General features: G+C 64.2%; 16 protein-coding genes and 1 pseudogene. 7 read left to right on the forward strand and 10 right to left on the reverse strand.

Annotated elements, in window-relative coordinates; genetic code table 11:
- Positions 1–4 precede the first annotated feature (4 nt).
- The 5 genes from OKW37_RS16835 to xth all read left to right on the forward strand — a co-directional run bounded on the left by OKW37_RS16835 (position 5) and on the right by xth (position 5,025).
- Entirely contained in the window at positions 5–940 is a 936-nt protein-coding gene (locus OKW37_RS16835) for an ABC transporter permease subunit (RefSeq protein WP_429405167.1), read from the forward strand.
- A 1-nt stretch (position 941) separates the two neighbouring features.
- On the forward strand, positions 942–1,892 hold the full coding sequence (locus tag OKW37_RS16840; RefSeq protein ID WP_429405165.1) for an ABC transporter permease: 951 nt from the start codon (positions 942–944) through the stop codon (positions 1,890–1,892).
- A 1-nt stretch (position 1,893) separates the two neighbouring features.
- A complete protein-coding gene (locus OKW37_RS16845; RefSeq protein ID WP_429405163.1) occupies positions 1,894–2,895 on the forward strand; it encodes an ABC transporter ATP-binding protein in 1,002 nt (333 codons plus the stop codon).
- Positions 2,892–3,911 (forward strand): ABC transporter ATP-binding protein, encoded by a 1,020-nt coding sequence (locus OKW37_RS16850; RefSeq protein WP_184063896.1) that lies wholly within the window; start codon positions 2,892–2,894, stop codon positions 3,909–3,911. Before OKW37_RS16845 ends, OKW37_RS16850 begins: the two co-directional genes overlap by 4 nt.
- 337 nt (positions 3,912–4,248) lie before the next feature.
- A complete protein-coding gene (gene xth / locus OKW37_RS16855; protein ID WP_090800854.1) occupies positions 4,249–5,025 on the forward strand; it encodes an exodeoxyribonuclease III in 777 nt (258 codons plus the stop codon).
- Between the two features lie 51 nt (positions 5,026–5,076).
- Here xth and OKW37_RS16860 read toward each other — a convergent pair whose 3' ends face one another.
- The 4 genes from OKW37_RS16860 to glnA form a co-directional block, all read right to left on the reverse strand.
- Positions 5,077–7,194 carry a prolyl oligopeptidase family serine peptidase gene (locus OKW37_RS16860; RefSeq protein WP_429405161.1) on the reverse strand — a complete coding sequence of 706 codons (2,118 nt, stop codon included), beginning with the start codon at positions 7,192–7,194 and terminating at the stop codon, positions 5,077–5,079.
- 153 nt (positions 7,195–7,347) lie between these two features.
- Positions 7,348–8,886: a nitrogen regulation protein NR(I) gene (gene ntrC, locus OKW37_RS16865; protein ID WP_429405159.1), complete on the reverse strand. Its 1,539-nt coding sequence runs from the start codon at positions 8,884–8,886 to the stop codon at positions 7,348–7,350.
- A 36-nt stretch (positions 8,887–8,922) separates the two neighbouring features.
- Complete coding sequence (gene glnL / locus OKW37_RS16870) at positions 8,923–10,065, reverse strand: nitrogen regulation protein NR(II) (protein ID WP_184048104.1); 1,143 nt, start codon at positions 10,063–10,065, stop codon at positions 8,923–8,925.
- Between the two features lie 199 nt (positions 10,066–10,264).
- Entirely contained in the window at positions 10,265–11,680 is a 1,416-nt protein-coding gene (gene glnA, locus OKW37_RS16875) for a type I glutamate--ammonia ligase (protein WP_184063875.1), read from the reverse strand.
- A 454-nt stretch (positions 11,681–12,134) separates the two neighbouring features.
- Here glnA and OKW37_RS16880 point away from each other — a divergent pair, with 454 nt between their 5' ends.
- Positions 12,135–12,599 carry a rhodanese-like domain-containing protein gene (locus OKW37_RS16880; RefSeq protein WP_184022229.1) on the forward strand — a complete coding sequence of 155 codons (465 nt, stop codon included), beginning with the start codon at positions 12,135–12,137 and terminating at the stop codon, positions 12,597–12,599.
- Positions 12,600–12,909: 310 nt separating this feature from the next.
- Here the strand turns inward: OKW37_RS16880 and OKW37_RS16885 are convergent.
- The 5 genes and pseudogenes from OKW37_RS16885 to OKW37_RS16905 all read right to left on the reverse strand — a co-directional run.
- A pseudogene (locus OKW37_RS16885) lies at positions 12,910–13,857 on the reverse strand (glycoside hydrolase domain-containing protein); the annotation flags it as partial.
- A 13-nt stretch (positions 13,858–13,870) separates the two neighbouring features.
- Positions 13,871–14,716 carry a competence/damage-inducible protein A gene (locus OKW37_RS16890; RefSeq protein ID WP_184063872.1) on the reverse strand — a complete coding sequence of 282 codons (846 nt, stop codon included), beginning with the start codon at positions 14,714–14,716 and terminating at the stop codon, positions 13,871–13,873.
- Positions 14,717–14,735: 19 nt separating this feature from the next.
- Positions 14,736–15,569, reverse strand: coding sequence for an EI24 domain-containing protein (locus tag OKW37_RS16895; protein ID WP_184048089.1), 834 nt, complete (start codon positions 15,567–15,569; stop codon positions 14,736–14,738).
- 201 nt (positions 15,570–15,770) lie between these two features.
- Positions 15,771–16,769 carry a sterol desaturase family protein gene (locus OKW37_RS16900; protein WP_429405155.1) on the reverse strand — a complete coding sequence of 333 codons (999 nt, stop codon included), beginning with the start codon at positions 16,767–16,769 and terminating at the stop codon, positions 15,771–15,773.
- Positions 16,770–16,859: 90 nt separating this feature from the next.
- Entirely contained in the window at positions 16,860–17,879 is a 1,020-nt protein-coding gene (locus tag OKW37_RS16905) for a beta-propeller fold lactonase family protein (RefSeq protein ID WP_184063866.1), read from the reverse strand.
- Positions 17,880–18,473: 594 nt separating this feature from the next.
- Here OKW37_RS16905 and OKW37_RS16910 point away from each other — a divergent pair.
- Positions 18,474–20,984, forward strand: a complete 2,511-nt coding sequence (locus tag OKW37_RS16910; RefSeq protein WP_429405153.1) for a YadA family autotransporter adhesin — start codon at positions 18,474–18,476, stop codon at positions 20,982–20,984.
- Between the two features lie 149 nt (positions 20,985–21,133).
- Here the strand turns inward: OKW37_RS16910 and hrpA are convergent, their stop codons facing one another.
- On the reverse strand, positions 21,134–25,555 hold the full coding sequence (gene hrpA, locus OKW37_RS16915; protein ID WP_429405151.1) for an ATP-dependent RNA helicase HrpA: 4,422 nt from the start codon (positions 25,553–25,555) through the stop codon (positions 21,134–21,136).
- Between the last annotated feature and the right edge of the window lie 16 nt (positions 25,556–25,571).

Genomic DNA, 25,571 nt, shown 5'->3' on the forward strand with positions numbered 1-25,571 from the left:
TGCCATGCTGGCTTATACATTGCGCCGCGCGTTATGGGCGATCCCGACGATCCTCGCCGTGATCACCGCGTGCTACCTGCTGCTGCACCTGACGCCCGGCGGCCCGTTCGATTCGGAGAAGCATCTGTCGGCGGCCGTGCTTGCCAATCTCGACGCGAAATACCACATCGATCAGCCGCTGTGGAAGCAGTATTTGCTGTACATCGACTCGCTGCTGCACGGCGATCTCGGCGCGTCGTTCCGTTACACGGACTGGTCGGTCAGCGAACTGGTGTGGAAAGCCCTACCGGTCAGCCTCGGCGTCGGCGGCATTTCGGTGCCGATCGCGCTGGTGATCGGTGTGGCGCTCGGCACGGTTGCGGCGGTGCGCCGCAATGGCGTGATCGACCACGGCGTGATGTTGCTCGGCAATCTCGGCAGTGTGGTGCCGCCATTCATCCTCGGCCCCGTGCTGGTGTGGGTCTTCGCGATCCTGATCAAACGCGGCGAGCATGGTCTGCTGCCCGCTGGCGGTTGGGGTGATGGCGACTGGCACTACCGCGTATTGCCGATCGTACTGCTCGTGATCATCAACGTATCGACGATTGCGCGCGTGATGCGCGGCAGCATGATCGAAGTGCTGTCCGGCAATTTCATCCGGACCGCGCGCGCGAAAGGTCTGGCCGGCCACACCATCGTCTTGCGTCATGCGCTGAAACCGGCGCTGATGCCGGTCGTATCGCTACTCGGCTCGCTGTGCATTTCGTCGATCACCGCTGCGGTCGTCACCGAATCCGTATTCGCGCTGCCCGGTCTCGGGCAACTGGTCGTGAACGGCGCGATCAATCGCGACTACACTCTGGTGCTCGGTCTGGTCGCATTGATTACGGCATTCGCGGTCCTGTTCAATCTGCTGGTCGATCTTGCTTACGCATGGCTCGATCCGCGCATCCGGTACTGACATGAAGATTCGTCGATTCAACCTGGCCGCGCGTGCGTTCGTCGCGCCGCCGGCCGATGCGGCGGCCGCAGGCGGCTGTCTGTCCGGCGGCATCGTCACGAAGGCTTCGCGCGGACCGTTCGCGATTGCCGGCATGCGCTTTTTGCGTAATCGCGCGGCATTTGCAAGTCTCGTGATCCTGCTGCTGATCGTCGTCGCATGCTTTGCGGGGCCGCTGTTTCTGCCCAACAATCCGGTCGACAGCGACTGGGGATCGATCAGTCTGCCGCCGTCGTGGCTCGGCATGCATCTGTTCGGTACCGACGAACTCGGTCGCGACCTGCTCGCGCGCACGCTGGTGGGCGGGCGCGTATCGCTCGAAGTCGGGTTGCTCGGCACGCTGGTGTCCGGACTGATCGGCGTCGCGTGGGGCGCGACAGCCGGCTTCATGGGCGGACGCGTCGACGCCGTTATGATGCGCGTCGTCGACGTGATGTACGCGATTCCGTACATGCTGATCGCGATCATGATGATGACGCTGTTCGGCCGCGCATTCTATCTGGTCGTGCTGACCATCAGCGCGTTTTCGTGGCTCGATATGGCGCGCGTGGTGCGCGGTCAGACGCTGTCGCTGCGTTCGCGCGAATTCGTCGACGCGGCGCGTGCGACTGGCGTCAGCACCCGCGCCATCATCGCGCGGCATATCGTGCCGAACCTGATCGGCGTGGTGGTCGTGTATGCCACGGTCACAGTGCCGACGATCGTGCTGACGGAATCGGTGCTGTCGTTTCTCGGACTCGGCGTCCAGGAGCCGATGACGAGTTGGGGCGTGCTGATCGAAGACGGTGCCCAAAAACTCGAATCGATGCCGTGGCTGCTGCTCTGCCCTGCCGTCATGCTGTGCGTGACGCTGTATTGCGTGAACTTCGTCGGCGACGGTTTGCGCGACGCTCTCGACCCCAAGGATCATTGACATGGCGCTACTCGAAGTGAAGGACCTGAGTGTGCGCTTCACGCGCCGCGAAGGACCGCCGGTCGATGCGGTCCAACGCGTGTCGTTTTCGCTCGACGCGGGCAGCACGCTGGGCATCGTCGGCGAATCGGGGTCGGGCAAGAGTCAGACCGTGATGGCGCTGCTCGGTTTGCTGTCGTCGAACGGCAGCGTGTCGGGCACCGCACTGTATCGTGGCAAAGACGGCGGCGATCTGCTGACGATGAACAACGCAGCGCTGAACAGGATTCGCGGCAACCGGATCGGCATGGTGTTTCAGGACCCGATGACGGCGCTCAATCCGTTTTTGACCATTGAACGGCAGATGACGGAATCGCTGCAATTGCACAAGAAGCTGTCGCGTCGCGAAGCGCGTCGGCGTGCCGTCGAGCTGCTCGACACGGTGCGGATTCCCGATGCCGCACGCCGCATCGGCATGTATCCGCATGAGTTTTCCGGTGGTATGCGGCAGCGCGTGATGATTGCGATGGCGTTGCTGTCCGAACCGGAAATTTTGATTGCCGACGAACCGACTACCGCGCTCGACGTCACCGTTCAGGCGCAAATCATCGAATTGCTGCGCGAACTGAATCGCGAGCGCGGCACGGCAATCGTCCTCATCACGCACCACATGGGCGTGGTCGCCGGATTGTGCGACACCGTGATGGTGATGTATGCAGGGCGCACGGTCGAGCAGGCAGACGCGCGTGCGCTGTTCGCCGCGCCGACCCATCCGTACACGATCGGCCTGCTGAACGCGCTGCCGCGCATCACCGACGACGACGACCGCCCGTTGCAAACCATTCCGGGCAATCCGCCTTTGCCGGGGCAAATCGGCGCGGGTTGCGCGTTCGCACCGCGTTGTTCGATTGCAGACGATACTTGCCGCACCATAGTGCCGTCGCTCGATGCGCGTAGCGATCTGGCGGGTGCATTGCGCGCGTGCCACCGTCCGGTTTCAGCCATTCTGGAGGCCGTTCGATGAACCAGCATTCCGCTTGCAACAGTACCGAACCGCTGCTGTCGGTGAACGAACTGAAGGTGCATTTCAGCGTGCCGCGCGGCAAATTACCGTGGTCCGGCAAGGCCACGCTGCGCGCTGTCGACGGCGTGTCGTTCGATGTACGGCGCGGCGAAACCGTCGGGCTGGTGGGTGAATCCGGTTGCGGCAAGTCCACGCTCGCGCGCGCGATCGTCGGTCTTGCGCCTGCGTCGGGCGGCAGCGTCAAGCTTCATGGCGTCGAAACCGTGCAAGGCGCGAAGCGCGATCTCGGCATCTTGCGGCGCGACGTGCAGATGATCTTTCAGGACCCGCTGGCGTCGCTCGATCCGCGCATGACGATCGAGCAGATCGTCGCGGAGCCGTTGATCACGCATCGGCCCGATGTCGCGCGCGCCGATGTGCGCGCTCGCGTGCTGGCCATCCTCGAACGCGTCGGCCTGAATGCGCAGCATCTGCGGCGCTATCCGCATGAGTTTTCGGGCGGGCAATGTCAGCGCGTCGGAATTGCACGGGCATTGATCAGCGAGCCGCAACTCGTGATCTGCGATGAACCGGTGTCCGCGCTCGACGTGTCGATTCAAGCGCAAATCGTTAATCTATTGCGCGACTTGCAACGCGAACTGGCGTTGTCGCTGCTGTTCGTCGCACACGATCTGGCCGTGGTGAAAGCAATCAGCCATCGCGTGATGGTGATGTATATGGGGCGCGTGATAGAGTTCGGCGAAAAACGCGCGCTGTACGCGGCACCTGCGCATCCCTATACCCGTGCATTGCTGTCGGCCGTACCGGTTCCCGACCCGACCGTCGAGCGCGCGCGACGGCATCTGCTGCTTCAAGGCGAGATTCCGTCGCCCTTGCAACCGCCGTCGGGATGCGCGTTCCGCACGCGCTGCCCCGCCGCGATCGACGCATGCGGCGATGCGCAACCGCAAGCGGTTTCCCAGCAAGGTGATGCACGGCGGGTTGCGTGCATCCGGGTTCCCGTTCCTACCGAATAGCGCCTGTTTCATGGGCGGGAGTTCAACAACCGGGACAGCGGCGAAAGCCCACGCTCGACCGGCCCGAGATGATGGTCTGGTGATGGTCCAAAAGCAAAAAACCCGTTCAAGTTCCCATGAACGGGCTTTGTCTGGCGGAGTGGACGGGACACGAACCCGCGCCCCCCGGCGTGACAGGCCGTATCATATAGGCTGCGACGCCGGACTGGCATGGCGTGTGACTCCTGAGTAACGGAACACCACTCGCGGAACACCACTCGCGAAATGGTATATCGATACGTATATCACGACCACATCAAGTCAAATATTTATTGAAAATCAACAATTTGTGCAACTGATGAAAATCGCCACCTGGAACGTCAACTCCCTCAAAGTCCGCCAGCAACACGTCATCGACTGGCTCGCGAGCAGCGGCACCGACGTGCTGTGCCTGCAGGAACTGAAGCTTCCCGACGAAAAATTTCCGCGCGCCGAACTCGAGGCGGTCGGCTATCGAAGCTGGTACGCGGGTCAGAAAACCTATAACGGTGTCGGCATTCTGGTGCGCGAAGGTTTGAACGTCGACGAAAGCAGCATCGTGCGCAACATCCCCGGTTTCGAGGACCCGCAGCAGCGCGTGATCGCGGCGACCATCGATGGCGTGCGCATCATCTCCGCGTATTTCCCCAACGGCCAGGCGCCCGGCACCGACAAGTTCGCGTACAAGCTGCGCTGGCTCGACGCGCTGCACGACTGGCTCGCAACCGAGATGACGCTGCATCCGAAGCTCGCCTTGCTCGGCGACTACAACATCGCGCCCGACGATCGCGACGTGCACGATCCGAAGGCATGGGAAGGTCAGAATCTGGTGTCGCCCGAGGAACGCGCGGCGTTCGTGCGACTGATCGGCCTCGGCCTGCTCGACGCGTTCCGCCAGTTCGAGCAGCAGGAAAAAATCTATTCGTGGTGGGACTACCGGATGATGGCGTTCCGTCGCAACGCGGGACTGCGCATCGATCACATCCTGCTGTCGAAGGCATTGGCCGACATCTGCTCGGCGTGCGACATCGACAAGGTGCCGCGCAAGTGGGAGCAGCCGTCGGATCACGCGCCAGTGTTCGCGCAGCTGGGCTGATCCGGAATACAGCGACGAAACGAGGCAGCGCTGCCTCGCGTCCCTATTGCTTCAAGCGCCGCCCAGCACACCCCACAGGAACCCGAACACCATCGCATCATGCTCGGCCTGCTCCAGCTCATCGGAGCCGCCGTGGCCGCCTTCCGTATTCTCCCGATACCACACGTGCTGCGCGCCCAGCGCCTGCATGCGCGCGGCCATTTTGCGCGCGTGGCCGGGATGCACGCGATCGTCGGCGGTCGACGTCGTGAATAGCACCGGCGGATACGCGACACCCGCCGCGAGGTTGTGATACGGCGAATACGCGGCGAGCGCACGCGCTTCATCGGGTTCGTCGGGGTCGCCGTACTCGTCGATCCACGAGGCGCCCGCATGCAGCAAGTGATAGCGGCTCATATCGAGCAACGGCACCTCGCAGACGACCGCGCCGAATAGCTGCGGCCACTGCACCATGCAGGCGGCCACGAGCAAACCGCCGTTGCTGCCGCCCTGAATGCCGAGCTGTGCGGCGCTCGTCACGCCGGTCGCGATCAGCGCCTCGGCGACCGCGATGAAATCATCGAACGCGCGCTGGCGATACTCGCCTTGCGCCGCCGTGTGCCAGCGCGTGCCGAACTCGCCGCCGCCGCGAATATGCGCGACCACGTACACGCCGCCGCGTTCGAGCCAGCCGATGCCCTGCCCCGTCAGATAGCTCGGCAGCAGCGGAATCGCGAAGCCGCCGTAGCCGCTCAGCAGACAGGGGCCCGTTGGGCTTTCATCGCCCGGCGATGATTGCGCTTCCTTCGGCCCAATCACCGTGTAGGGTACGCGCGTGCCATCGGCCGATACCGCATGTCCGCGCGTCACCGCAACGCGCGTCGCGTCGAACTGCGTCGGCCAACGGTCGAGCAACTCCCATTCGCCGGGCTCCTCGAGCGCGAGATCGGAGAGCCAGTAGGCGGGCGGTTGCAGATAATCGTCGGTGTCGACGAACACTTCGTCGTTCAATGTCGACTCGACCGGCGACACGTCGACCTGCGCATCGCCGCGCGACGCGAACACGCGCTCACGCCACTGCCAGGTGCCGTCCTCGCGCTGCGACGGCGTCCAGATCAGCGTCTTGCCGCGCACGTCGTCGAGATACGACACGATCAGATGATGGCGCGTATGCGACCACTCGCAGGCCGAGGTCAGCGGCGTCGGCGTGAAGAGCGGCGTCACGTCGCGCTCGCCGCGCAAAAACGCGTCCTCGCGAATCGCGAGCAGCGCGCCGCCCGGATAGCGCGCGAGATTGCCGTCCCACTCGCACTCCCAATCGAGCCGCGGCTCGAGCAACAGCCAGCCCTGCCACGCCCCCACCGCGACGTGCGACGGCACTTCGTAACGATGCCAGGCGTCGCTAGCGTCGTCGAGGTAATACGTGTGTGAATCGAAAAAGTCGACGCTGCTCGTCACCGTATGCCGGCGATCGACCGGATCGTAATGCGCCTCCACGCCGATGTCGCCAAACTCGCCGCGAAACACGACGGGCGCATCGGCGAGCGCGGTACCGCGGGTCCAGCGCCGCACGTCGCGCGGATAACCGGAGCGCGTCAGCGTCTTGCGCCCATTGTCCCAGCCGACGTACAGCGTATCGCGATCGATCCACGACACCGTGTGCTTGCCCGCCTTCGCAATCGCGAAGCCATCGTCGACGAAACGCCGCGCGTCGAGATCGAACTCGCGCACGACGAGCGCATCCGAACCGCCCGGCGACATCGTGATCAGCGCGCGGTCGCCGTCCGGATAAAGGATGTCGAGATCGACGCAGACCCACGGCGTGCCGTCGGCCGCGCCGAGCGCGTCGAAGTCGAGCAGGTTCTGCCACACCGGCGCGCCGTTGCGCCATGCGGCCCACGAAGTGCGTCGCCAGATACCGCGCGGATTGCGCTCGTCCTGCCACAAATCGTAGGCCCAGTCCTTCCAGCGATCCGGAATCACCGGACGCTCGCGCGGCAGATAGGCATCGGCGAGCCGCCGTCTGAGCGTGTCGAACGACTCGCCGCTGCACCACGCCACGCGGGTGCGCGCATTCTGCGCGTCGACCCATGCGAGTGCGTCAGCGTCGTACAGCTCTTCGAGCGACAGGAAAGGATCGGGGGAAAGCGGCCACTCGAACGGGGCGGGAGAAGCTGAAGAAGCTGGCATCGTCGGCTGTTGGATCGGAACAGCGTTGATTATGCCTCGTGCGCGGTGGTTGACGGTTTGCCGCGGGGGCGCGATGCAACAACGACGAAGGCGGCCTGAGCCGCCCCCGCCTGCCATGCAGCATCGCTCAGAACGAGCGTGTCAAGGCTCCAGTCAAGGCTCCAGATTGAGCTCCTGAATCTTGCGCGTAATCGTATTGCGCCCGATGCCGAGCCGCTCGGCCGCCTCGACCTTGCGGCCGCGCGTGAAGTCGAGCGCTTCGCGGATCACGGCCGCTTCGAAGCGGCGCGCGAGTTCGTCCATCACGTCGGCCGCGTTTTCGCGCAGCATGCGCGCGACTTCGGTGCGCAAGCCGCCTTCCCATGCGCTCAGCGCGGTGGCGACCGACGCACCGGCCGCCCCACCCGGATGCACGAGCGCGCCGCCGTTCGTGCCAGCGAGCGGCACGCCGCCCGCGATTCCCGCATTGGTCGCCACGGTGCCATCCGTCGTCGCGCCGGCAGCGGCGCCCGCACCAAGCTCGCTCCCGGCGCCGTGCGCGGGACCGAGATCGGGCGGCAGATCCTTGGTTTCGATCGTCTGCGCGGGCGCCATCACCGTGAGCCAGTTCGCGAGGTTCTCGAGTTGCCGCACGTTGCCCGGAAACGGCAGCGACGCGAGATACGCGAGCGCCTCCTCGGACACGCGCTTCGGTTCGACGCCGAGATCGCGCGCACTCTTTTGCAGGAAATGCCGCGTCAGCAGCGGGATATCCTCGTTGCGCTCGCGCAACGCGGGCAAGCGCAGACGGATCACGTTCAGACGGTGATACAGGTCCTCGCGAAACAGTCCCTGCCGCACGCGCGATTCGAGATTCTGGTGCGTCGCCGCGATCACCCGCACATTCGCGCGCAACGGATTGTGGCCGCCCACGCGATAGAACTGCCCGTCCGACAGCACGCGCAACAGACGCGTCTGCAGATCGAACGGCATGTCGCCGATTTCGTCGAGAAACAGCGTGCCGTTCTCGGCCTGCTCGAAGCGTCCCTGGCGCATCGCCTGCGCGCCGGTGAACGCCCCGCGCTCATGACCGAACAGTTCGGACTCCAGCAAATCCTTCGGAATCGCGGCCGTGTTCAACGCGATGAAGGGGCCGTTCGCGCGTGGGCTATGTCGGTGCAGCGCACGCGCGACCAGTTCCTTCCCGGTGCCTGATTCGCCGGTAATGAGCACGGTGGCCGCCGAATGCGACAGGCGGCCGATCGCGCGAAACATGTCCTGCATCGCGGGCGCCTGGCCGAGCATCTCGGGCGCATCGGCGACGCGGTCGTCCCACGTCTGCTCGCCGCGCATGCTTTCGTCGACCGCGCGGCGAATCAGCTCGACGGCCTTGTCGACGTCGAACGGCTTCGCCAGATACTCGAACGCGCCGCCCTGGAATGCGGCGACCGCGCTATCGAGATCCGAGAACGCAGTCATGATGATGACCGGCAAGCCCGGCACCTTGTCGCGTACGGTTTGCAGCAGCTCCAGCCCGGAGCCGCCAGGCATGCGGATATCGGAGACCAGCACCTGCGGGCTGTCGTGATCGAGCGCGGCCGACGCTTCGCGCACGTTCGCGAAGCTGCGCGTCGCGAAGTTCTCGCGCGCCAGCGCTTTCTCGAGCACCCAGCGAATTGATTGATCGTCGTCTACTATCCAGATCGGCTTCATATAGGTCGGTCAGAAGTCTTGAGGTGCTTGTGTTATCTAGAGGTCGAGCGGCAGCAGAATCTGAAACTCGGTATGGCCCGGCCGGCTGTCCACCTCGATCAGACCTTCGTGCTGCTGCACGAAGGTCTGCGCTAGCGTGAGACCGAGACCGCTGCCGTCCTCGCGCCCCGACACGAGCGGATAGAAAATGCGGTCGCGAATCTCTTCGGGAATGCCTGGGCCGTTGTCGATGATATGCAAGTCCAATGCCAGCTTGCACAGGCGTTTTGAAATCGTGACCTTGCGCGCGATGCGCGTGCGCAATTCGATGCGCGCATCGCCCTGCGAGATCCGCTCGCGCAACGCCTCGGCCGCATTGCGCACGATGTTCAGCAGCGCCTGGATCAGTTGCTCCTTGTCGCCGCGCAGATCCGGCACGCTGACGTCGTAGTCGCGCTCGATCGTCAGGCCGCGCGGAAACTCCGCGAGAATCACCTGACGCACGCGCTCGCACACCTCGTGAACATTCACGTCGCCGACGATATGCGGATGCCGGTGCGGTTCGAGCAAGCGGTCGACCAGCGTCTGCAGACGGTCCGACTCCTTGATGATGACCTGGGTGTACTCGCGCAACTCGTCGCGCTCACGTTCGCCGAGTTCGAACTCGAGCAGTTGCGCGGCGCCGCGAATGCCGCCCAGCGGATTCTTGATTTCGTGCGCGAGATTGCGGATCAGATGCTTGTTGACGGCGGTCAGGTCGTTGATGCGCTCTTCGCGGTCGGTGCGCAGATGCCGCTCGTTCTCGAACAGTTCGAGCAACACGTAGTCCTGCGCGCTTTCCAGAAAACCGACGATCGCATGCACGTGCAGCGGCTCGTGGCCGGGACGCTCGAGCACGGCGTCCAGATGCGTCGCGTGAAAGCGGTGCGCGGCGATCGCGGTGATCGTCGCGACCAGTTCGTCCGCGTTCGAGAAGATGTCTGGCCACGCCATCTGCGTGAGTTGCTTGCGAGACATCTCCAGCATCGACTCCGCCGACGGATTCGCGAACGCGACGCGCAGCGTGCGCTTCTCGAGCACCAGCAAGACGGTCGGCAGCGCCTCGAAGCCTGGCAGCAAGCCGGAACTCACGAGCTGCATGTCGTCCGACAGCGTCTGTTCGTGTCCTTTCCTTGCCTTGATCAGATTCTTGAGAACCATCTTGCAGTCTGGCCGGTAGGAGATGGTGATAAATCAGGAGTGCTGCTTTATTGTGCTTCACCGAATGCCGTGTTGCCCCCGCGCGGCCGGCCGTGCGTACGGCCTAACGAAAAAGGGACGGCGCCGCCGTCCCTTTGTGACCGATCGCGAGCGTCGGGCAAAGCGCTTCGCCGGGTGAAGGGCGAAGCGCCATGGCCGCTTACAGCGAGTAATACATTTCGAATTCGATCGGGTGCACCGCCTGACGATAACGCTGCAGTTCCGTCGTCTTCAGTTCGATGTACGCGTCGAGCATCGCATCCGTGAACACGCCGCCGCGCGTCAGGAACTCGCGGTCCGCGTCGAGCGAGTCGAGAGCCTGGTCGAGGCCCGCGCACACGGTCGGGATCTTTGCATCCTCTTCCGGCGGCAGGTCGTACAGGTTCTTGTCGGCGGCTTCGCCCGGGTGAATCTTGTTCTGCACGCCGTCCAGACCCGCCATCATCAGCGCGGAGAAGCACAGGTACGGATTCGCCAGCGGATCCGGGAAGCGCGTTTCGATACGGCGGCCCTTCGGGTTCGACACGTGCGGAATTCGGATCGATGCCGAACGGTTGCGAGCCGAGTAAGCGAGCTTGACCGGCGCTTCGAAGTGCGGCACGAGACGCTTGTACGAGTTCGTACCCGGGTTCGTGATCGCGTTCAGCGCGCGAGCGTGCTTGATGATGCCGCCGATGTAGAAGAGCGCGAATTCCGACAGACCTGCGTAGCCGTTGCCTGCGAACAGGTTCGTGCCGTCCTTCCAGATCGACTGGTGAACGTGCATGCCCGAACCGTTATCGCCGACGACCGGCTTCGGCATGAACGTTGCCGTCTTGCCGTACGTGTGCGCGACGTTTTGGATGATGTACTTCAGTTGCTGCGTCCAGTCGGCGCGCTGCACCAGCGTCGAGAACTTCGTGCCGATTTCATTCTGGCCCATGCCCCCCACTTCGTGGTGATGCACTTCGACCGGAATGCCGATCTGTTCGAGCAGCAGACACATTTCCGAACGGATGTCCTGGAACGAATCGACCGGCGCGACCGGGAAGTAGCCGCCCTTGGTGCCCGGACGGTGGCCGGTGTTGCCGCCTTCGAATTCCTTCGCCGACGACCACGGTGCTTCTTCCGAACCAATCTTCACGAAGCAGCCCGACTGATCCGTGTTCCACTGGACCGAGTCGAAAATGAAGAATTCCGGTTCCGGACCGAAGTACGCGGTGTCGCCGAGCCCCGAGCTCTTCAGGTACGCTTCGGCGCGCTTCGCGAGCGAGCGCGGGTCGCGCTCGTAGCCCTTGCCGTCAGCCGGTTCGACGACGTCACAGGTCAGCACGAGGGTCGATTCTTCGTAGAACGGGTCGATGAAGGCCGTGTTCGCGTCCGGGACCAGCAACATGTCCGATGCTTCGATGCCCTTCCAGCCGGCAATCGACGATCCGTCAAACGCATGGCCGCTTTCGAACTTGTCTTCATCGAATGCCGACACCGGCACCGAAACGTGTTGTTCCTTGCCGCGCGTGTCGGTGAAACGGAAGTCGACAAACTTGACGTCTTCGTCCTTGACGAGTTGAATGACGTCGGCCACGGATTTACTCATAACCTATCTCCTGATTAACAATTTCGGCGGATTCAGCCGCCGCCCAATCTAGCTGACCCATCCCGGAACGTCCACTTATATGGCGTCGCGGGCGGAAAATTCTGCCGGGATAAATCGATCGGCACCAATAAAGCAGATAGTGTGCCACCTCTGGGCCTCGCATGGGCAAATCCGGCGCACACCATTACGCCGCTTACGTTTGCCGGCCACGCACGAGGCGCGAGCAGACTCGCAAACAAACGTGCGGGCATTGCAACGCACCAATTTCGCGCATTCACCGCTTTGGAAACGACGGTCCATACCATTGTGGTGCATTCAGCAGGAAATGCACCAAATTTGCGCATCGAGGTTGGGACGGCGCCCGCGACTGCCCGGCGTCGTCCAGTCTACACAGGTCTGTGCGCTGCCTGCAGCGCGCTAGAATGATCATTTGGTCCGAAGGAGATTGACGCTCATGAGCACGCTCGAACAGCTTTACGCGAAGGCGGACGCCCGCCGCACCGAGAACCAACTGCCCTACGCGGGCGCGGTATCGCCGGCCGAGGCGTTCGAACTGCTGGAACTCGATCCGCGCACGCGTCTCGTCGACGTGCGTACCCGCGCCGAGCTCGACTGGGTCGGCCGGCCAGTAATCGGTGATGGCCAATACGCGCATGTCGAATGGACGCGCTATCCGGGCGCGGTGCCCAATCAGGAGTTCGTGCAGCAACTCGCGCAGGTCGCCTCGCCCGACACGCCGGTGCTGTTCCTGTGCCGCAGCGCCGCGCGCTCGAAGCTCGCCGCGATCGCCGCGACCCAGGCCGGCTTCACGAAGGCGTATGACCTGCTGGAAGGCTTCGAAGGCGACAAGGACGGCCAGGGGCATCGGAAGACGGTGTCGGGATGGTGTTTTCGCGGCTTGCCGTGGATCGGAGCCTGATGGCGCGTGGCGCACTGCCCGCATCTGCGGAAGCCCGTGGCGCGGCGCTGAAGCACGCCGATTGAAACGGTTCGCGCCGACCACGCATTGATTGCATCGTCGGCGCGGGTGGTGACACTGCGATGTCGCGGTTCGCGCCAACCTGACCCTCAGGCGCGGACCGCTTGTTTTGTCGAGCGCCGCGCGCGCGGCGCTCCATTGTGTTCAGCGCGCGGCCGAAATCCCGAACACGTGCAACTTGCCCGCGCTGACCTGTTTCGGCAGCGCGACGCTCGTCACGAGCTTGCCCGGCGGCATCGCGATGGTCTGCCCCACCGCCATCGCTCGCCCAGTTATATAGCCATGGCACTTCGAAGGTCGGTTCGTCGCCCATATAGAAATTGGGCAGGCTCATCCCCGCGTTCAACACCGTAAAGAACGCGTTCAGGCGCGACACCGCCGCCGCGTTGCCGCCCAGTTGCGCAAACAGTCCGACCGGGTTGAACGGCACCATCCACGTGTACTGCCCGGCATTGCCTTCGACGTAGTTGTCGGTGCTGCTCTGCGTCTGCGCAATCCAGCTTCCGTCCGAGTTGCGCGCGGCGATCAGAGGCGGCGGCAGCGACGTGTTGAGCAGGTTCTGCCAATAGGCCGAGCGGCTCAGCAGCATCTTCTGGATCGTTGAATTGCCCAGTTGGCCGGCAAACTGCGAAATGGCGAAATCGCTGCTCGCGTATTCGAGCGTCGACGATGCCTGCCCCCATTCGCCATTCGTGATGTAGCCGAACTGCAGATAACTGGCGCGGCCGCCGTTCGTGGTCACGCCATTGCACGCCGTTCCGGGAACGTTGGCCATCTTGATCATGTGCTTCAGCGCGCCCGAGGTATCGAACGCTCGCGCGCCGAATGCATAGGCGCCCGCCACGATCAGCGAGCCGGCGTCGCCGGGCATCACGCCATCCTCGACGTTGTCGTTGACCCAATGCGGAATCGCGCCGCACTGATCCGCATCGTTGACTAGCGACTGCGCCATATCGCTGGTTTCCTGAGGAAACAGCGTGGCTTTGAGCGCAATCAGCGAGCGATAGATGTCCCAGCCCGAAAAGCTGGTGTACTGCGCCGCGTGGCCCGCGCTAACCGTATGGACCTGCTGGTCGAAGCCGATATATTGGCCGTTGGAATCGCTGAATACGCTCGGCGCCCACAGCGCGTGATAGAACGCCGTATAAAACTTCGTCAGCGCAGTCGTGTCCTGACTACTTACCTGAATCGTATTGAGGGCCCGCTCAGCTTCACGGCTTACCCGTGGCCGCTGCCGAAGCCGCTGCCGCCGCTTCAGGCTCGACGATATCGCCACCGAGCAGATGCACCCCCTCTCGCAGCTTCACGAACGCCGCGGCGACGGCTTCCGGTTCACCCTTCACACCCAGATCGATGTGATGCCGCGCATACACGCCGCCGCGCTCCGCATCCCCGACGCTCGGCAGGCTGAACACCCGCACGCCCGGAAAATCGCGCTCGATTTTCTCCATCAGCGGCGTCACGCGCGACTCCGGCAACTCGAACACCAGCAGCGATTTTTCAGCGTGCGGCGTCGTGTGATGCAGATGCGCGTACCGCGTGTCGAGCACCCACTCGATCATCGGCCAGGCCATCACCGGGAAACCCGGCACGAAATGGTGTTGGCGGATCGAAAAGCCCGGAATCTTGTTGTAGCCGTTCGGAATGATGTCGGCGCCCTGCGGGTACGTGCCCATATTCAGGCGATGCCGGTTCTCGGGCGAGTTCAGATCGAGCGGCGCCGGCGAGTTCGCCGGATACATGTCGCGGATACGCTCCTGAATCAGCTTCGCGGCTTCCGGATGCAGCTCGAGCGGCACGCCGAGCGCGGCCGCCGCGCACTGGCGCGTGTGGTCGTCCGGTGTCGCGCCGATACCGCCCGTCGAGAACACGATGTCGCCCGACGCGAAAGTGCGCCGCAGCGTCGCCGTGATGCGCTCCGGATCGTCGCCGATGTACTCCGCCCAGCCGAGCGACAGCCCGCGCCCGCGGAGCAACTCGATGACCTTCGGCAGATGCTTGTCGACGCGTCTGCCCGAGAGGATTTCATCGCCGATGATGATGACGCCAAATGCCATTGCCGCCTCTTTCGTTTGATCAATAGGGAACCGGCGCGACCTCGCGCGCGCCACCAGGCGCTTCCGCCCGCATGCGCTGCAGCGCGCGCAGGCAGTAGTTGCCGAACCATAGCGCCGAGAACACGAGGATGAACGCGTAAATCCAGATCGTCACCGTCGTGATCACCGGGAACAGCACAATCAGCCATACCGACGACGCCCACAACAGCGTCGGCAGCGAACCTAGCAGGCCGCTCACGATACCGATCAGCAGCAACGGCAGCCGGTGGCGCCGCACCAGTTCGCGCCGCTCGTCGCGCGTCGCATGCAACGAGAGCGCGTCGTAGGTCATCACGCGATACGTGAGCCATCCCCACAGCAGCGGCGGAATCAACGCGAAGAACGGCGGCACGAGCCACAGCGGCAACGTGACGATCAGCAGCGCCAGACACAGCAGCGTGGTCCAGAGCGCCTGACCGAGGCTACCGTACCACGTTCCGCCGTGGCGCATCTCCAGCCCGGCGAACTGGCGGGCCGCGAGAAAGCGGATCACGGCCGGCATCGACAGCATGGCGATCAGCAGCAGCACCGTGACGACGATCAGCGGGATCGCCATCGCAATCACGATGAACGGCGCGATGACCGCGTGCAGCGTCGAAAAACCGAGCACGTCGAACAGATGATAAAGCGTGGCGGTGAAAGACCAGTCGTCGAGCCAGGTGCGGGTCGCGCCGGTCAGCGTCTGCCAGAAGAACCACAGGAGTACGCCCCAGCCGACCGTCGCGACGATAAACGGTTTGAAGGTCAGCCAGAGCATGCGCGGATGCAACGCGCTTGCGAGTGCGCGCCCAAACGAGCGCAACAGATCATTCATGCGAGCCAGTGCCTGCGAACGAAACGATCGATGGACGGGAGAATCGCGCCGCGCCCGGGCCAGGCATGCTGGGGCACTGGAGGGTGCGCTCGAACGTGCACAGCATAAACCAAGGAACGCGCCGCCGGCGGAAGCGAGCAGCGCGGCGGAGTGCGCGCTCGAATGGATCCGCAATGGACTCAGAACGGACTCTGAACCGACTCAAACGGCAGCGGTGTCGTTGCCGGGTGCGCGGCGCTTCGATACGAGGCGATGCGCGATGCGCACGAAGGCGAACCAGTGCTGCGCCCAGAATCCATCGCCATAGCGGCGGCCTTCGAGCTGATCGCTGATACCGGTCGGCTCCATATCGCGGCTCCACGACACGCTGCGGAACAACATGTCCCACCACGGGAACAGCACGCCGAAATTGCAACCGTAATTGAGCCCTTCATGACCGTACCCGATCGCGTGGTGACGGCGGTGGAACGCCGGGCTGACGAGCAGCCGCTCGCCGAGCCAGCCGTAATACAGGCGGATGTTCGCGTGCTGCACGCTTTGCGCGAGATTCGTGATCGCAACCAGCACGACGAACTGCGACGGCGGCACACCGATCGCGAGCGCGATCATCGCGAAGAACGACGCCTGCAGCAGATCGTCGAGCAGATGGTTGCGATCGTCGGACCACAGCGACATCTGCCGCTGACTATGGTGTACCGCATGCAGCTCCCACCACACGCCGACGCGGTGCTGCCAGCGGTGATACCAGTAGCCGGCGAAATCGAGTACGAGCAGATACATGACGAACGTGACGAGCGGCTGCGTGGTCACGCCGGGCCACAGGTTGTCGAAGTTCAGGTTCGCGATGCCGTGCAGCCGCAGCCAGCCTTGCACGTTGTCGAAGAACGGTTGCAGCGCGAAGAAAAAGAACAGGTTCAGAATGCCGAGCTTGGCGATCCACGTGTACAGCACGTCGACGCGCACGGCCTTGCGGTTCTCCCATTGCTCGACCGGGCGCAGCGCCTCGAGCGGACGCAGGATCGCGTACATCGCGAGCACCTCGAGCACACCGACGATGACCCAGTACAGGCTGTCGTAGGTGTCCTCGTCGTAGTCCATCAGATCGAACCGGAACAGCAGCGGCTGCACCACGTCGACGTACAGCCACGTCTGCGCGGCTGAAACGAAGCTGTCGAGTGAGGAGAAAATCAGATGGAACATGATGCTGGCCTGTTACTTCATCCTTGGTGGCTCGTGGCGTCCTGGCTCTGCCCTGTTGCCCTCAGGCACTGTCGGGCGCCCTCAGGCCCCTCAAGCGCCGTTCGGCGCCGTCACCGGCGCGCGGTCGAAGAAATAGATGCCGTGCGGCGAGCGGCCCACCGCAATGGTCTGGATCAGCTTGCGCGTGTTGAGATCGATGATGCCAACATGCTTCGCGAAGCGGAAGGTCACCCACAGATAGCGTTTGTCGGCGGAAAGTTCCATATCGTCCGGTCCCGGCATCAGGCCGGTGATGTCGCCGACGTTGGTGAGCGTGTCTTCGTCGATGATGCTGATCGTGCTAGCGACGCGGTTCGACACCGCGACATGCTTGCCGTCGGCGAGCGAGCGGAAATTGTGAGCGCCCTTGCCCGTGTGAATTGTCTTGACGACCTTCTGGTTGCGCCAGTCCACCACGGCGACGCAGTCCTCGCCGGTCATGCCGACGAGCAGGTACTTTTCCCCCGGCGTCATCCACAGACCCGCGGGCACCTTGCCGACCTTCATCTTCCATTTGACGGTTTGCGTGGGCAGGTCGATGGCGGCGAGCTCGCCCGAGATCTGCAGCGAGACGAACACCGTCTTGCTGTCATTCGAGAACGCCATGTGGCTCGGCATCACCGCGAGCGGCAGCCGTGAAGCCAGCGTCATCTGGTTTTTCTGGTTGTCGTAGTGATAGATGTCGAGTCGATCGAGCCGCAGTCCCGTAGTGACGAGCCACTTGCGATCAGGCGAAAAACCGATCTGATAGGGATCTTCGATGTTCTCGACCCAGCGCTGTAACTGCCCCGTTTTCGGATCGACGAACATCAGGCTGTTCGACACCGAATTGGCGACGATCAGCGAGGAATTGTCCGGCGTGGCCATCAGGTGATGCGGTTCCTTGCCCGTGGGCACGGTGCCGATGACCTGATGGCTGTTCTCGTCGATCAGGCTCAGCGTGGCCTCGCCGGAATTGAGCACGATCACGTTATTGGCGTGCGCCGCTGGAGAAAAAAAGCCTGCGGCGGCGACCAGCACCGCGGTCGCGGCGAACGTGGCACTCAAGCCGGGAAGAAAAAATTGACGCATGAAAACTCGCTTCGGAGAACAACGGTCATTGTAGAACGTTTGCCGGTCCGGGCGGTTGACGTAAGTCACTGGCGACGACCGAAAAATGACGGGTGCGATGAAGCGCGGCCGCGTGCGGGAGGTTTCGTCTGCCACGTCCGGTTTGATGCTCGCGCCGCGGGTTTTCGAGTGAGGAATCAATGTGCTCTCCCTGTCAGGGTCAATCATGCATCAGCCACACGTTAAAATCGCGCAAATGATTAGCGGGAACAATAAGAATACTCCTCTTTCCTTATCAATAAAAACCTAGCCGTATTAATATATTTTTTAGCCCGATTGAATTTCGGAGTTTGCTGATATCTGAATTGCACGCGGACATCGGAGAATTCTCCATACGCGCCGCCCCGGTAGCGCCTCCCCCATGAATCCCGAGCGTACATCGCCGGGCTGACGCGCGCTCGGCCAAATAACGCAAGCCTTACCAATGACCGGCGTTTTTGTATTTTCAATATTTTCAAACCCACCAGGCAATAACTTCACGTCAAAGTCGGAATACGCGCTGCGTGCCACTAACTACGTGCCACTAACTACAATAATGCGGAGGATTTTTAATTGATGAACAAGAATATTTCGATAATTCGCCATACCACGTCTCAAATAAAAGTCGCAGCGCCGCGAACTGCCTGCCTGCAAACACACCGTGCTTCCGCGCGCCAGAAAAGCATCGCACGGGCGGTTCGAAGTACCGCGGGTGTTGCAATAGCGGCGGCGGCCCTTTACGTCACGGAAGCGACAGGCGCCGGCGTCGATTCCGTCGAGGTAGGCACGGCCAGCGCGCCCGGCGACATCGCGGTCGCGATAGGCGCACAGGCCACCGCAAGCGGCGACTCATCGCTGGCGGTCGGCTCGCAGGCGAACGCGCAAAACGACGGCACGATCGCGTTAGGGGCGAACGCCACGGCGCACGGCGATAGCGCCGTCGCCATGGGCCTCTCCTCTTCCGCACAAGGCGAAGGCGCGAGCGCCTTCGGGCCTTATGCGAATGCGCAAGCGGAACGCGCGACCGCGCTCGGTCTGAACGCGTCGGCGCTTGGCGTCGACTCGGTCGCAGCGGGCTCCGGTTCAATAGCGGCGGACTCGGCCGCCTCCGCGTTTGGCTCCCTATCCACGGCAACCAGCGTCGGATCGACCGCGCTCGGCTATGTCGCGCAGGCCGGAGGCGCCAACTCGCTCGCCGCCGGAGCATGGGCCTCGGCGCTCGCGGACTCGAGCGTCGCGCTTGGCAGTAATGCCGTCGTCAGCGGCGTCGGCGCCATCGCCCTCGGCGTTGCCGCGCAGGCACGCGGCGCCTACGCCAGCGCAATCGGCTTCGGCGCAACGGCCGCGGGAGCCGGCGCGATCGCGCTCGGCAGCAACGCAAACGCGAGCGCCGACAATAGCGTCGCGCTAGGCGCCAACGCCAGCACCACGACGGACCTGTCGCAAAGCGCGTTTGTGCCCGTGGGAACGGGCGCCACCCCGATCGCGGCCTCCAGCGCGACGGGCGAAGTCTCGCTCGGCTCGGCGAACAACGAGCGTCGCCTGACCAACGTCGCCGCGGGCGCCGCGCCCGCCGACGCGGTCAACGTGAGCCAGTTGAGCGCGGTCGACAACAAGGTCGATGTACTCGCTCAAAGCAGCGCGCTGCATTACTTCAGCGCTGCTGACCCGGTCGACGGCTCCAACGAGGCGCTCGCAGACGGCACGCACGCGCTTGCCGCGGGCAGCAACGCCAGCGCTATGGGCAGCAACGCAACCGCATTCGGCACCAGCGCCAGCGCCAGCGCAACCGACTCGACCGCGATCGGCGCGGGCGCCGTCGCCGGCACGGCCGACGCGACCTCGCTGGGCGCCTCAGCGTCGGCCTACGGCTCCGGTGCGACGGCGCTCGGCTCCAACGCCACGGCGAACGGCGCCGGCGCCCTCGCGCTCGGCTCCGGTGCCAGCGCAGCCGCCGACAACGCACTTTCGCTCGGATCTAACTCGAGCGCGCTAGTTGCAAACTCCGTCGCGCTCGGCCAGGGCTCGATCGCCGATCGCGCGGGTACCGTGTCGGTCGGTTCAACGGGCAACGAACGCCAGATCACCAACGTCGCGGCTGGCACCGCCGACACCGATGCGGTCAACGTCGCCCAGCTGAAAGCGGTGAGCGACCAGAGCAGCGCGACCGCAGCGAAGCTCGACGGCGCGGTCATGTACGACACGAACGCCGACGGCAGCATCAACCGGAACAGCGTTACGCTCGGCGGCGATACCACGGAGGGCACCGTCATCCACAACGTCGCGGACGGCGTACAGGCGTCCGACGCGGTCAACCTCGGTCAGCTGAACGCGGCGCTTGAAGGCGCGATCAATAACGCGACGATCGGCCCGGCCGACGCGTTGTTCAGCGCGGCAGGCGATAGCGCGACTGAGAGCGCGCAGGCGTCCGGCGCGCACGCGATTGCGGCCGGGGCGAACGCGCGGGCGAGCGGCGTCAACACGGTCGCCGAGGGTGCGAACGCAGAGGCGGCCGGCACGAACGCGATTGCCGTCGGAGCGAATGCACAAGCAAGCGGCGCCAACGCGGCAAGCATCGGAGCGAACGCCATCGCCAGCGGCAACAACGCGACGGCGGTCGGTGCCGCAGCCAGCGCGAGCGCCGACAACTCGGTGGCGTTAGGCCAGGGCTCCGTCGCCGACCGAGCGAACACGGTATCGGTTGGCGCGGCGGGCCAGGAACGCCAGATCGCCAACGTCGCGGCCGGCGTGCGAGGCACCGACGCGGTCAACGTCAATCAGTTGCAGCAAAGCGTGAGCGGCGCGATCAGCGCGTCGAATCGCTATACCGACGACCAGATCCGCTCCGCCCGTCGGGACAGCTACGGGGGCACGGCATCGGCGCTCGCGATGGCAGCTTTGCCGCAAGCGGTGCTGCCGGGACACGGCATGGTCGCCATGGCGGGTGGCACGTACGGCGGTCAATCTGCGCTCGCAATCAGCGTGTCGCAGTTGTCGGACACCGGCAAATGGATCTACAAGGTCCAAGGCAGCACCGACTCTCGCCGACAGTTCGGCGCATCGATCGGCGCGGGGATGCATTGGTGAAATCAGCTCGAGTGAACGTATCGGACCGAGTCCGGCCGCGACGGCGCTCAGAGGACGCTCGGTGTACCCCGCGCGCACCGGTGCGCGGGCCCGCTCATCGGCCGCGGTGCACACCCAGTGTCCAGCGTCCGCGAGCGAGCGCCCTGGCTTTAGCGCTGCATCGACTCCCACACCTTGTGCAGGCGCTTCACCGAAACCGGCATCGGGGTGCGCAACTCCTGCGCAAACAGCGAGATGCGCAATTCTTCGAGGAGCCAGCGGAATTCCGCAAGCCGCGGATCCACGACGCCGCCGCGCTGCGACACCGCGCGCTGATAGTGCTGCAGCAGCGGCTGGAATTCGGCGAACTGGCGCGCGTCGCGTATGGCGTCTGCGCGCAGCTTGTCGATACGCAGCGCCATCCCCTTCAGATAACGCGGGAAATGTGCGAGTTGGGCATACGGCGTATCGACGACAAAACGCTTGCCGATCAGCGCATCGAGCTGATTCTGCAGATCGGTGTACGCGGCCACGAATGGCTTCGCCTGCAGGAGCTTCTTCGTCAGGCTCGCGTATTCGCCAAGAATCTGACCGACCAGCCGCGAAATTTCCTGCGCGAGCAACGTGAGGCGGCTACGCCCTTCGTCGCGGCGGACATGGAAGCTCGCATCGTCGTCGGGCAGCGGATCCTGCAGACACGCGCGGTCGAGTGCGGTGTCGATCAGCTGATCGCGCAGTTCCTCCTGCGTGCCGCGCGGCATGAACTGCATGGCCATTTCGCGCAGGCCGGGCAGATTCTTCTCCAGATACTTGATCGGCTCCTTCAACTGCAGCGCGAAGAGCCGACGCAAGCCCGCCCGATGAATCCGCGCGGCTTCTTCCGGCGAATCGAACACCTCGACGTCGCAATGGGTGCCACGGTCCACGAGCGCCGGGTAGCCAAACAGCGTCTGACCACCACGGCGAATTTCGAGCAACTCGGGCAACTTGCCGAAATTCCACGTGGTCAGGTTTTCATAGAGCGCGGTGGCTGGTGCGCCTTCGGGTGTCGCGGGTTGCGGCGCGGCCGCGCCCTTGCCGCGCGACGCGCCACTCTGAGCCAAATCTGGAGAGCGTGCAGGTGCCGCAACACCGCCGCCGCCCGCGTCGGCCAAGGCGGCGCCCGCCGCGCCCGAAACGAGCTTCTGGAAATGCTGCTGCGCCTGAGCGCCGAGCTCGGCGCGCAGTTGCGACAAATTGCGCCCCATCGCGAGCTGCCGGCCATGTTCGTCGATGACCTTGAAGTTCATGAACAGATGCGCGGGCAGCGTCTCGAGCTTGAAGTCGGACTGCTTCATCGTGACCTGGGTCTGCTCGCGCAGGTCGGCGATCAGCGCCTCGAGCAAGCCTCCTCCTCCGAAGCGCTGTGCGCCGTGCCGTTCGGCGAAGCCCGCCGCGTACTCGGGGAGCGGCACGCAATGCCGACGCAGCTTTTGCGGCAGCGACTTCAGCAGCAACTGCGCCTTTTCTTTCAGCATCCCGGGCACGAGCCACTCACAGCGGCGCGCGTCGACCTGGTTCAGCGCGTACAGCGGCACTGCGAGCGTCACGCCGTCGCGCGGCGTGCCCGGCTCGAAGTGGTAGGTCAGCGCCATCTCGATGCCCGCCATCGTCAGCCGCTTAGGGAACAGATCCGTCGTGACACCCGCCGCCTCGTGCCGCATCAGATCGTCTCGGGACAAATACAACAGCCGCAGCTTGTCCTCCGCCTGGCCGCTCTTTTCGACCTCGTCGCGATACCAGCGCTCGAACGCGGCGCCGGTATGGATGCCGTCCGGCAGCGCCTGATCGTAGAACGCGTAGATCAACTCGTCGTCGACCAGCACGTCCTGGCGGCGCGACTTGTGCTCGAGCTGCTCGATGTCGGCGAGCAACTTGCGGTTGTGCGCGAAGAACGCAAGCTTCGTGTCGAACTCGCCTTCGACGAGCGCACCGCGAATGAACAGCTCGCGCGCCCGCGCCGGGTCCTGCTTGCCGAATGCGACGCGCCGCCGGTGATAGATCGGCAGGCCGTACAGCATCGCGCGCTCGAACGCGGACACCTGCGCCGCGCGCTTTTCCCAATGCGGCTCGGACAACGACTTCTTGAGCAGATGCGCGCCGACCTTCTCGACCCACTCCGGCTCGATTTTCGCGATACAGCGCGCGTACAGACGGCTCGTTTCAACGAGCTCGGCGGCCATCACCCACTTGCCTGCTTTTTTCACGAGCGCCGAGCCGGGCCACAAGTAGAACTTGATGCCGCGCGCGCCGAGGTAGTACGGCTCGTCGTCGGCTTTCAGGCCGATGTTGCCGAGCAGACCGGTCAGCAGCGCCAGATGGATCTGCTCGAATGTTGCCTCCGCTTCGTTCAGCAGCCAGCCGTGCTCGCGCACCACCGTCAGCAGCTGCGAGTGGACGTCGCGCCATTCGCGCAGCCGCAGTTGCGACAGGAAGTTCTTGCGGCACTCGTCCTGCAGCTGCCGGTTCGATTTCTTGTGCGCGATCGCTTCGTCGAACCAGTTCCAGATCTTCAGCCACTGCAGGAATTCGGAGCGCTCGTCGGCGAACCGGCGATGCGCCTGGTCCGCCTGCTCCTGCGCTTCGATCGGGCGATCGCGCGGGTCCTGCACGGACAGCGCACTCGCGATGATCAGCACTTCCTTCAGCGCCTGCTGGTCGCGCGCGGCGAGGATCATGCGGCCAACGCGCGGATCGAGCGGCAGTCGCGCGAGTTCGCGGCCGAGCGGCGTCAGGTGGGTGTCGTCGTCGACGGCGCCGAGCTCGTTGAGCAACTGGTAGCCATCGGAAATCGCACGGCCCGGCGGCGGTTCGATAAACGGGAAGGTTTCGATCGCCGTCAGATGCAGCGACTTCATGCGCAGAATCACCGAAGCAAGCGACGAGCGCAGAATTTCCGGATCGGTGAAGCGCGCGCGGCCCTGGAAGTCGCTGTCCTCATACAGACGAATGCAGATGCCATCGGCGACCCGGCCGCAACGCCCTGCGCGCTGGTTCGCGGCGGCCTGCGAAATCGACTCGACCTGCAACTGCTCGACCTTGTTGCGATACGAGTAGCGCTTCACGCGCGCAAGGCCGGTGTCGACCACGTAGCGGATGCCGGGTACCGTCAGCGAAGTTTCGGCGACGTTGGTCGCGAGCACGATGCGGCGCGCGTTCGACGCGCGGAACACGCGCTCCTGCTCGGCGGCCGAGAGCCGCGCGAACAGCGGCAGGATCTCCGTGTGGGGCGGATGATGTTTGCGCAGCGCCTCGGCGGCGTCGCGAATCTCGCGCTCGCCGGGCAGGAACACCAGTACGTCGCCGGGGCCTTCGCGGCACAGTTCGTCGACAGCGTCGACGATCGCCTCCATCAGATCACGATCAGTCTCGCGCTGCGTCTTCGGGCGCTCGCGGCCAGACGAGGTTGCACCCGAGGTCCCTTGCGCCGCCTTGACCGCCGGGCTGTCCTCGACGACCGGACGGTAACGTACCTCGACCGGATACATCCGGCCGCTCACTTCGATCACCGGCGCGGGTTTGTCGTCGCTGCCGAAATGACGCGCAAAACGGTCGGCGTCGATCGTCGCCGAGGTGACGATCAGCTTCAGGTCGGGACGCCTGGGAAGAATCTCCTTCAGGTAGCCGAGCAGAAAATCGATGTTGAGGCTGCGCTCGTGTGCTTCGTCGATGATCAGCGTGTCGTAGGCATTCAGCAGCGGATCGGTCTGCGTTTCCGCAAGCAGAATGCCGTCGGTCATCAGCTTGACCGATGCGCCCGGCGCGAGGTTGTCGTTGAAGCGCACCTTATAGCCGACCACTTCGCCGAACGGCGTGCCGAGTTCCTCGGCGATACGGCGCCCGGTCGCCGACGCAGCGATCCGGCGCGGCTGCGTATGGCCGATCAGACCATTGCCGCCGGCACCGAAACCACGGCCAAGCGCGAGGCAGATTTTCGGCAACTGCGTGGTCTTGCCCGAGCCGGTTTCGCCCGACACGATCACGACCTGATTCTCCGCGATCGCCCGCGCGATCTCGTCGCGACGACCGGAGACAGGAAGCGCTTCGGGAAACGTGACCGGTGGAATCGGATTCGGCTCGACGACCCGCGACGGCCGCGCTTCGCGCGGCGCGCGAGGTTGTTCCTTGCGCGGCTCGCCCGATTGTTTGTCGCGCGATCCGTGACGTTGCTCGCCTCGGGTCGATCCGCGTTGTTGCTCGCTACGTGGCCCGCGATCTCCCTGTTCGTTGCGAGACGCACGACGCTGTTCAACACGAGGCGTGTCCGAGCGCGCGTCGCGGATTTCATTGCGCTGCTCGCTTTGCCGCGCATCACCTCCCTCGTCGCGAGCCTGCTTGCCATGCTCACCGCGAGGCGCGGCCGAAGGCGTATTGCGGCTCCCTTCAGGCGGCACCTTTCGCGCAGACGCGCCCGCCCCCCGACGCGCGTCACGCGCCTGATCGGGTTTCGCATCCTGCGCTGGCCGGCGCATCGTGTCGCCGGGGTTGGCCGGCTCGCCGGCCGACGCCGGTTTCTCGTTCGCCCCAGCGGGACTTTTGGGTACATTCGACATGGGGGCGCATTATAAT

Source organism: Paraburkholderia sp. MM5482-R2 (assembly GCF_050436125.1).
Taxonomy (GTDB): domain Bacteria; phylum Pseudomonadota; class Gammaproteobacteria; order Burkholderiales; family Burkholderiaceae; genus Paraburkholderia; species Paraburkholderia tuberum.

Excerpts from the sequence above, each read along its gene's own strand:
- OKW37_RS16880 (WP_184022229.1), top strand. The coding sequence starts at position 12,135 with ATGAGCACGCTCGAACAGCTTTACGCGAAGGCGGACGCCCGCCGCACC.
- OKW37_RS16845 (WP_429405163.1), top strand. The coding sequence starts at position 1,894 with ATGGCGCTACTCGAAGTGAAGGACCTGAGTGTGCGCTTCACGCGCCGC.
- OKW37_RS16850 (WP_184063896.1), top strand. The coding sequence starts at position 2,892 with ATGAACCAGCATTCCGCTTGCAACAGTACCGAACCGCTGCTGTCGGTG.
- glnL (WP_184048104.1), bottom strand. The coding sequence starts at position 10,065 with ATGGTTCTCAAGAATCTGATCAAGGCAAGGAAAGGACACGAACAGACG.
- glnA (WP_184063875.1), bottom strand. The coding sequence starts at position 11,680 with ATGAGTAAATCCGTGGCCGACGTCATTCAACTCGTCAAGGACGAAGAC.
- OKW37_RS16900 (WP_429405155.1), bottom strand. The coding sequence starts at position 16,769 with ATGTTCCATCTGATTTTCTCCTCACTCGACAGCTTCGTTTCAGCCGCG.
- OKW37_RS16895 (WP_184048089.1), bottom strand. The coding sequence starts at position 15,569 with ATGAATGATCTGTTGCGCTCGTTTGGGCGCGCACTCGCAAGCGCGTTG.
- OKW37_RS16840 (WP_429405165.1), top strand. The coding sequence starts at position 942 with ATGAAGATTCGTCGATTCAACCTGGCCGCGCGTGCGTTCGTCGCGCCG.
- OKW37_RS16835 (WP_429405167.1), top strand. The coding sequence starts at position 5 with ATGCTGGCTTATACATTGCGCCGCGCGTTATGGGCGATCCCGACGATC.
- OKW37_RS16860 (WP_429405161.1), bottom strand. The coding sequence starts at position 7,194 with ATGCCAGCTTCTTCAGCTTCTCCCGCCCCGTTCGAGTGGCCGCTTTCC.
- OKW37_RS16905 (WP_184063866.1), bottom strand. The coding sequence starts at position 17,879 with ATGCGTCAATTTTTTCTTCCCGGCTTGAGTGCCACGTTCGCCGCGACC.
- ntrC (WP_429405159.1), bottom strand. The coding sequence starts at position 8,886 with ATGAAGCCGATCTGGATAGTAGACGACGATCAATCAATTCGCTGGGTG.
- OKW37_RS16910 (WP_429405153.1), top strand. The coding sequence starts at position 18,474 with ATGAACAAGAATATTTCGATAATTCGCCATACCACGTCTCAAATAAAA.
- hrpA (WP_429405151.1), bottom strand. The coding sequence starts at position 25,555 with ATGTCGAATGTACCCAAAAGTCCCGCTGGGGCGAACGAGAAACCGGCG.
- OKW37_RS16890 (WP_184063872.1), bottom strand. The coding sequence starts at position 14,716 with ATGGCATTTGGCGTCATCATCATCGGCGATGAAATCCTCTCGGGCAGA.
- xth (WP_090800854.1), top strand. The coding sequence starts at position 4,249 with ATGAAAATCGCCACCTGGAACGTCAACTCCCTCAAAGTCCGCCAGCAA.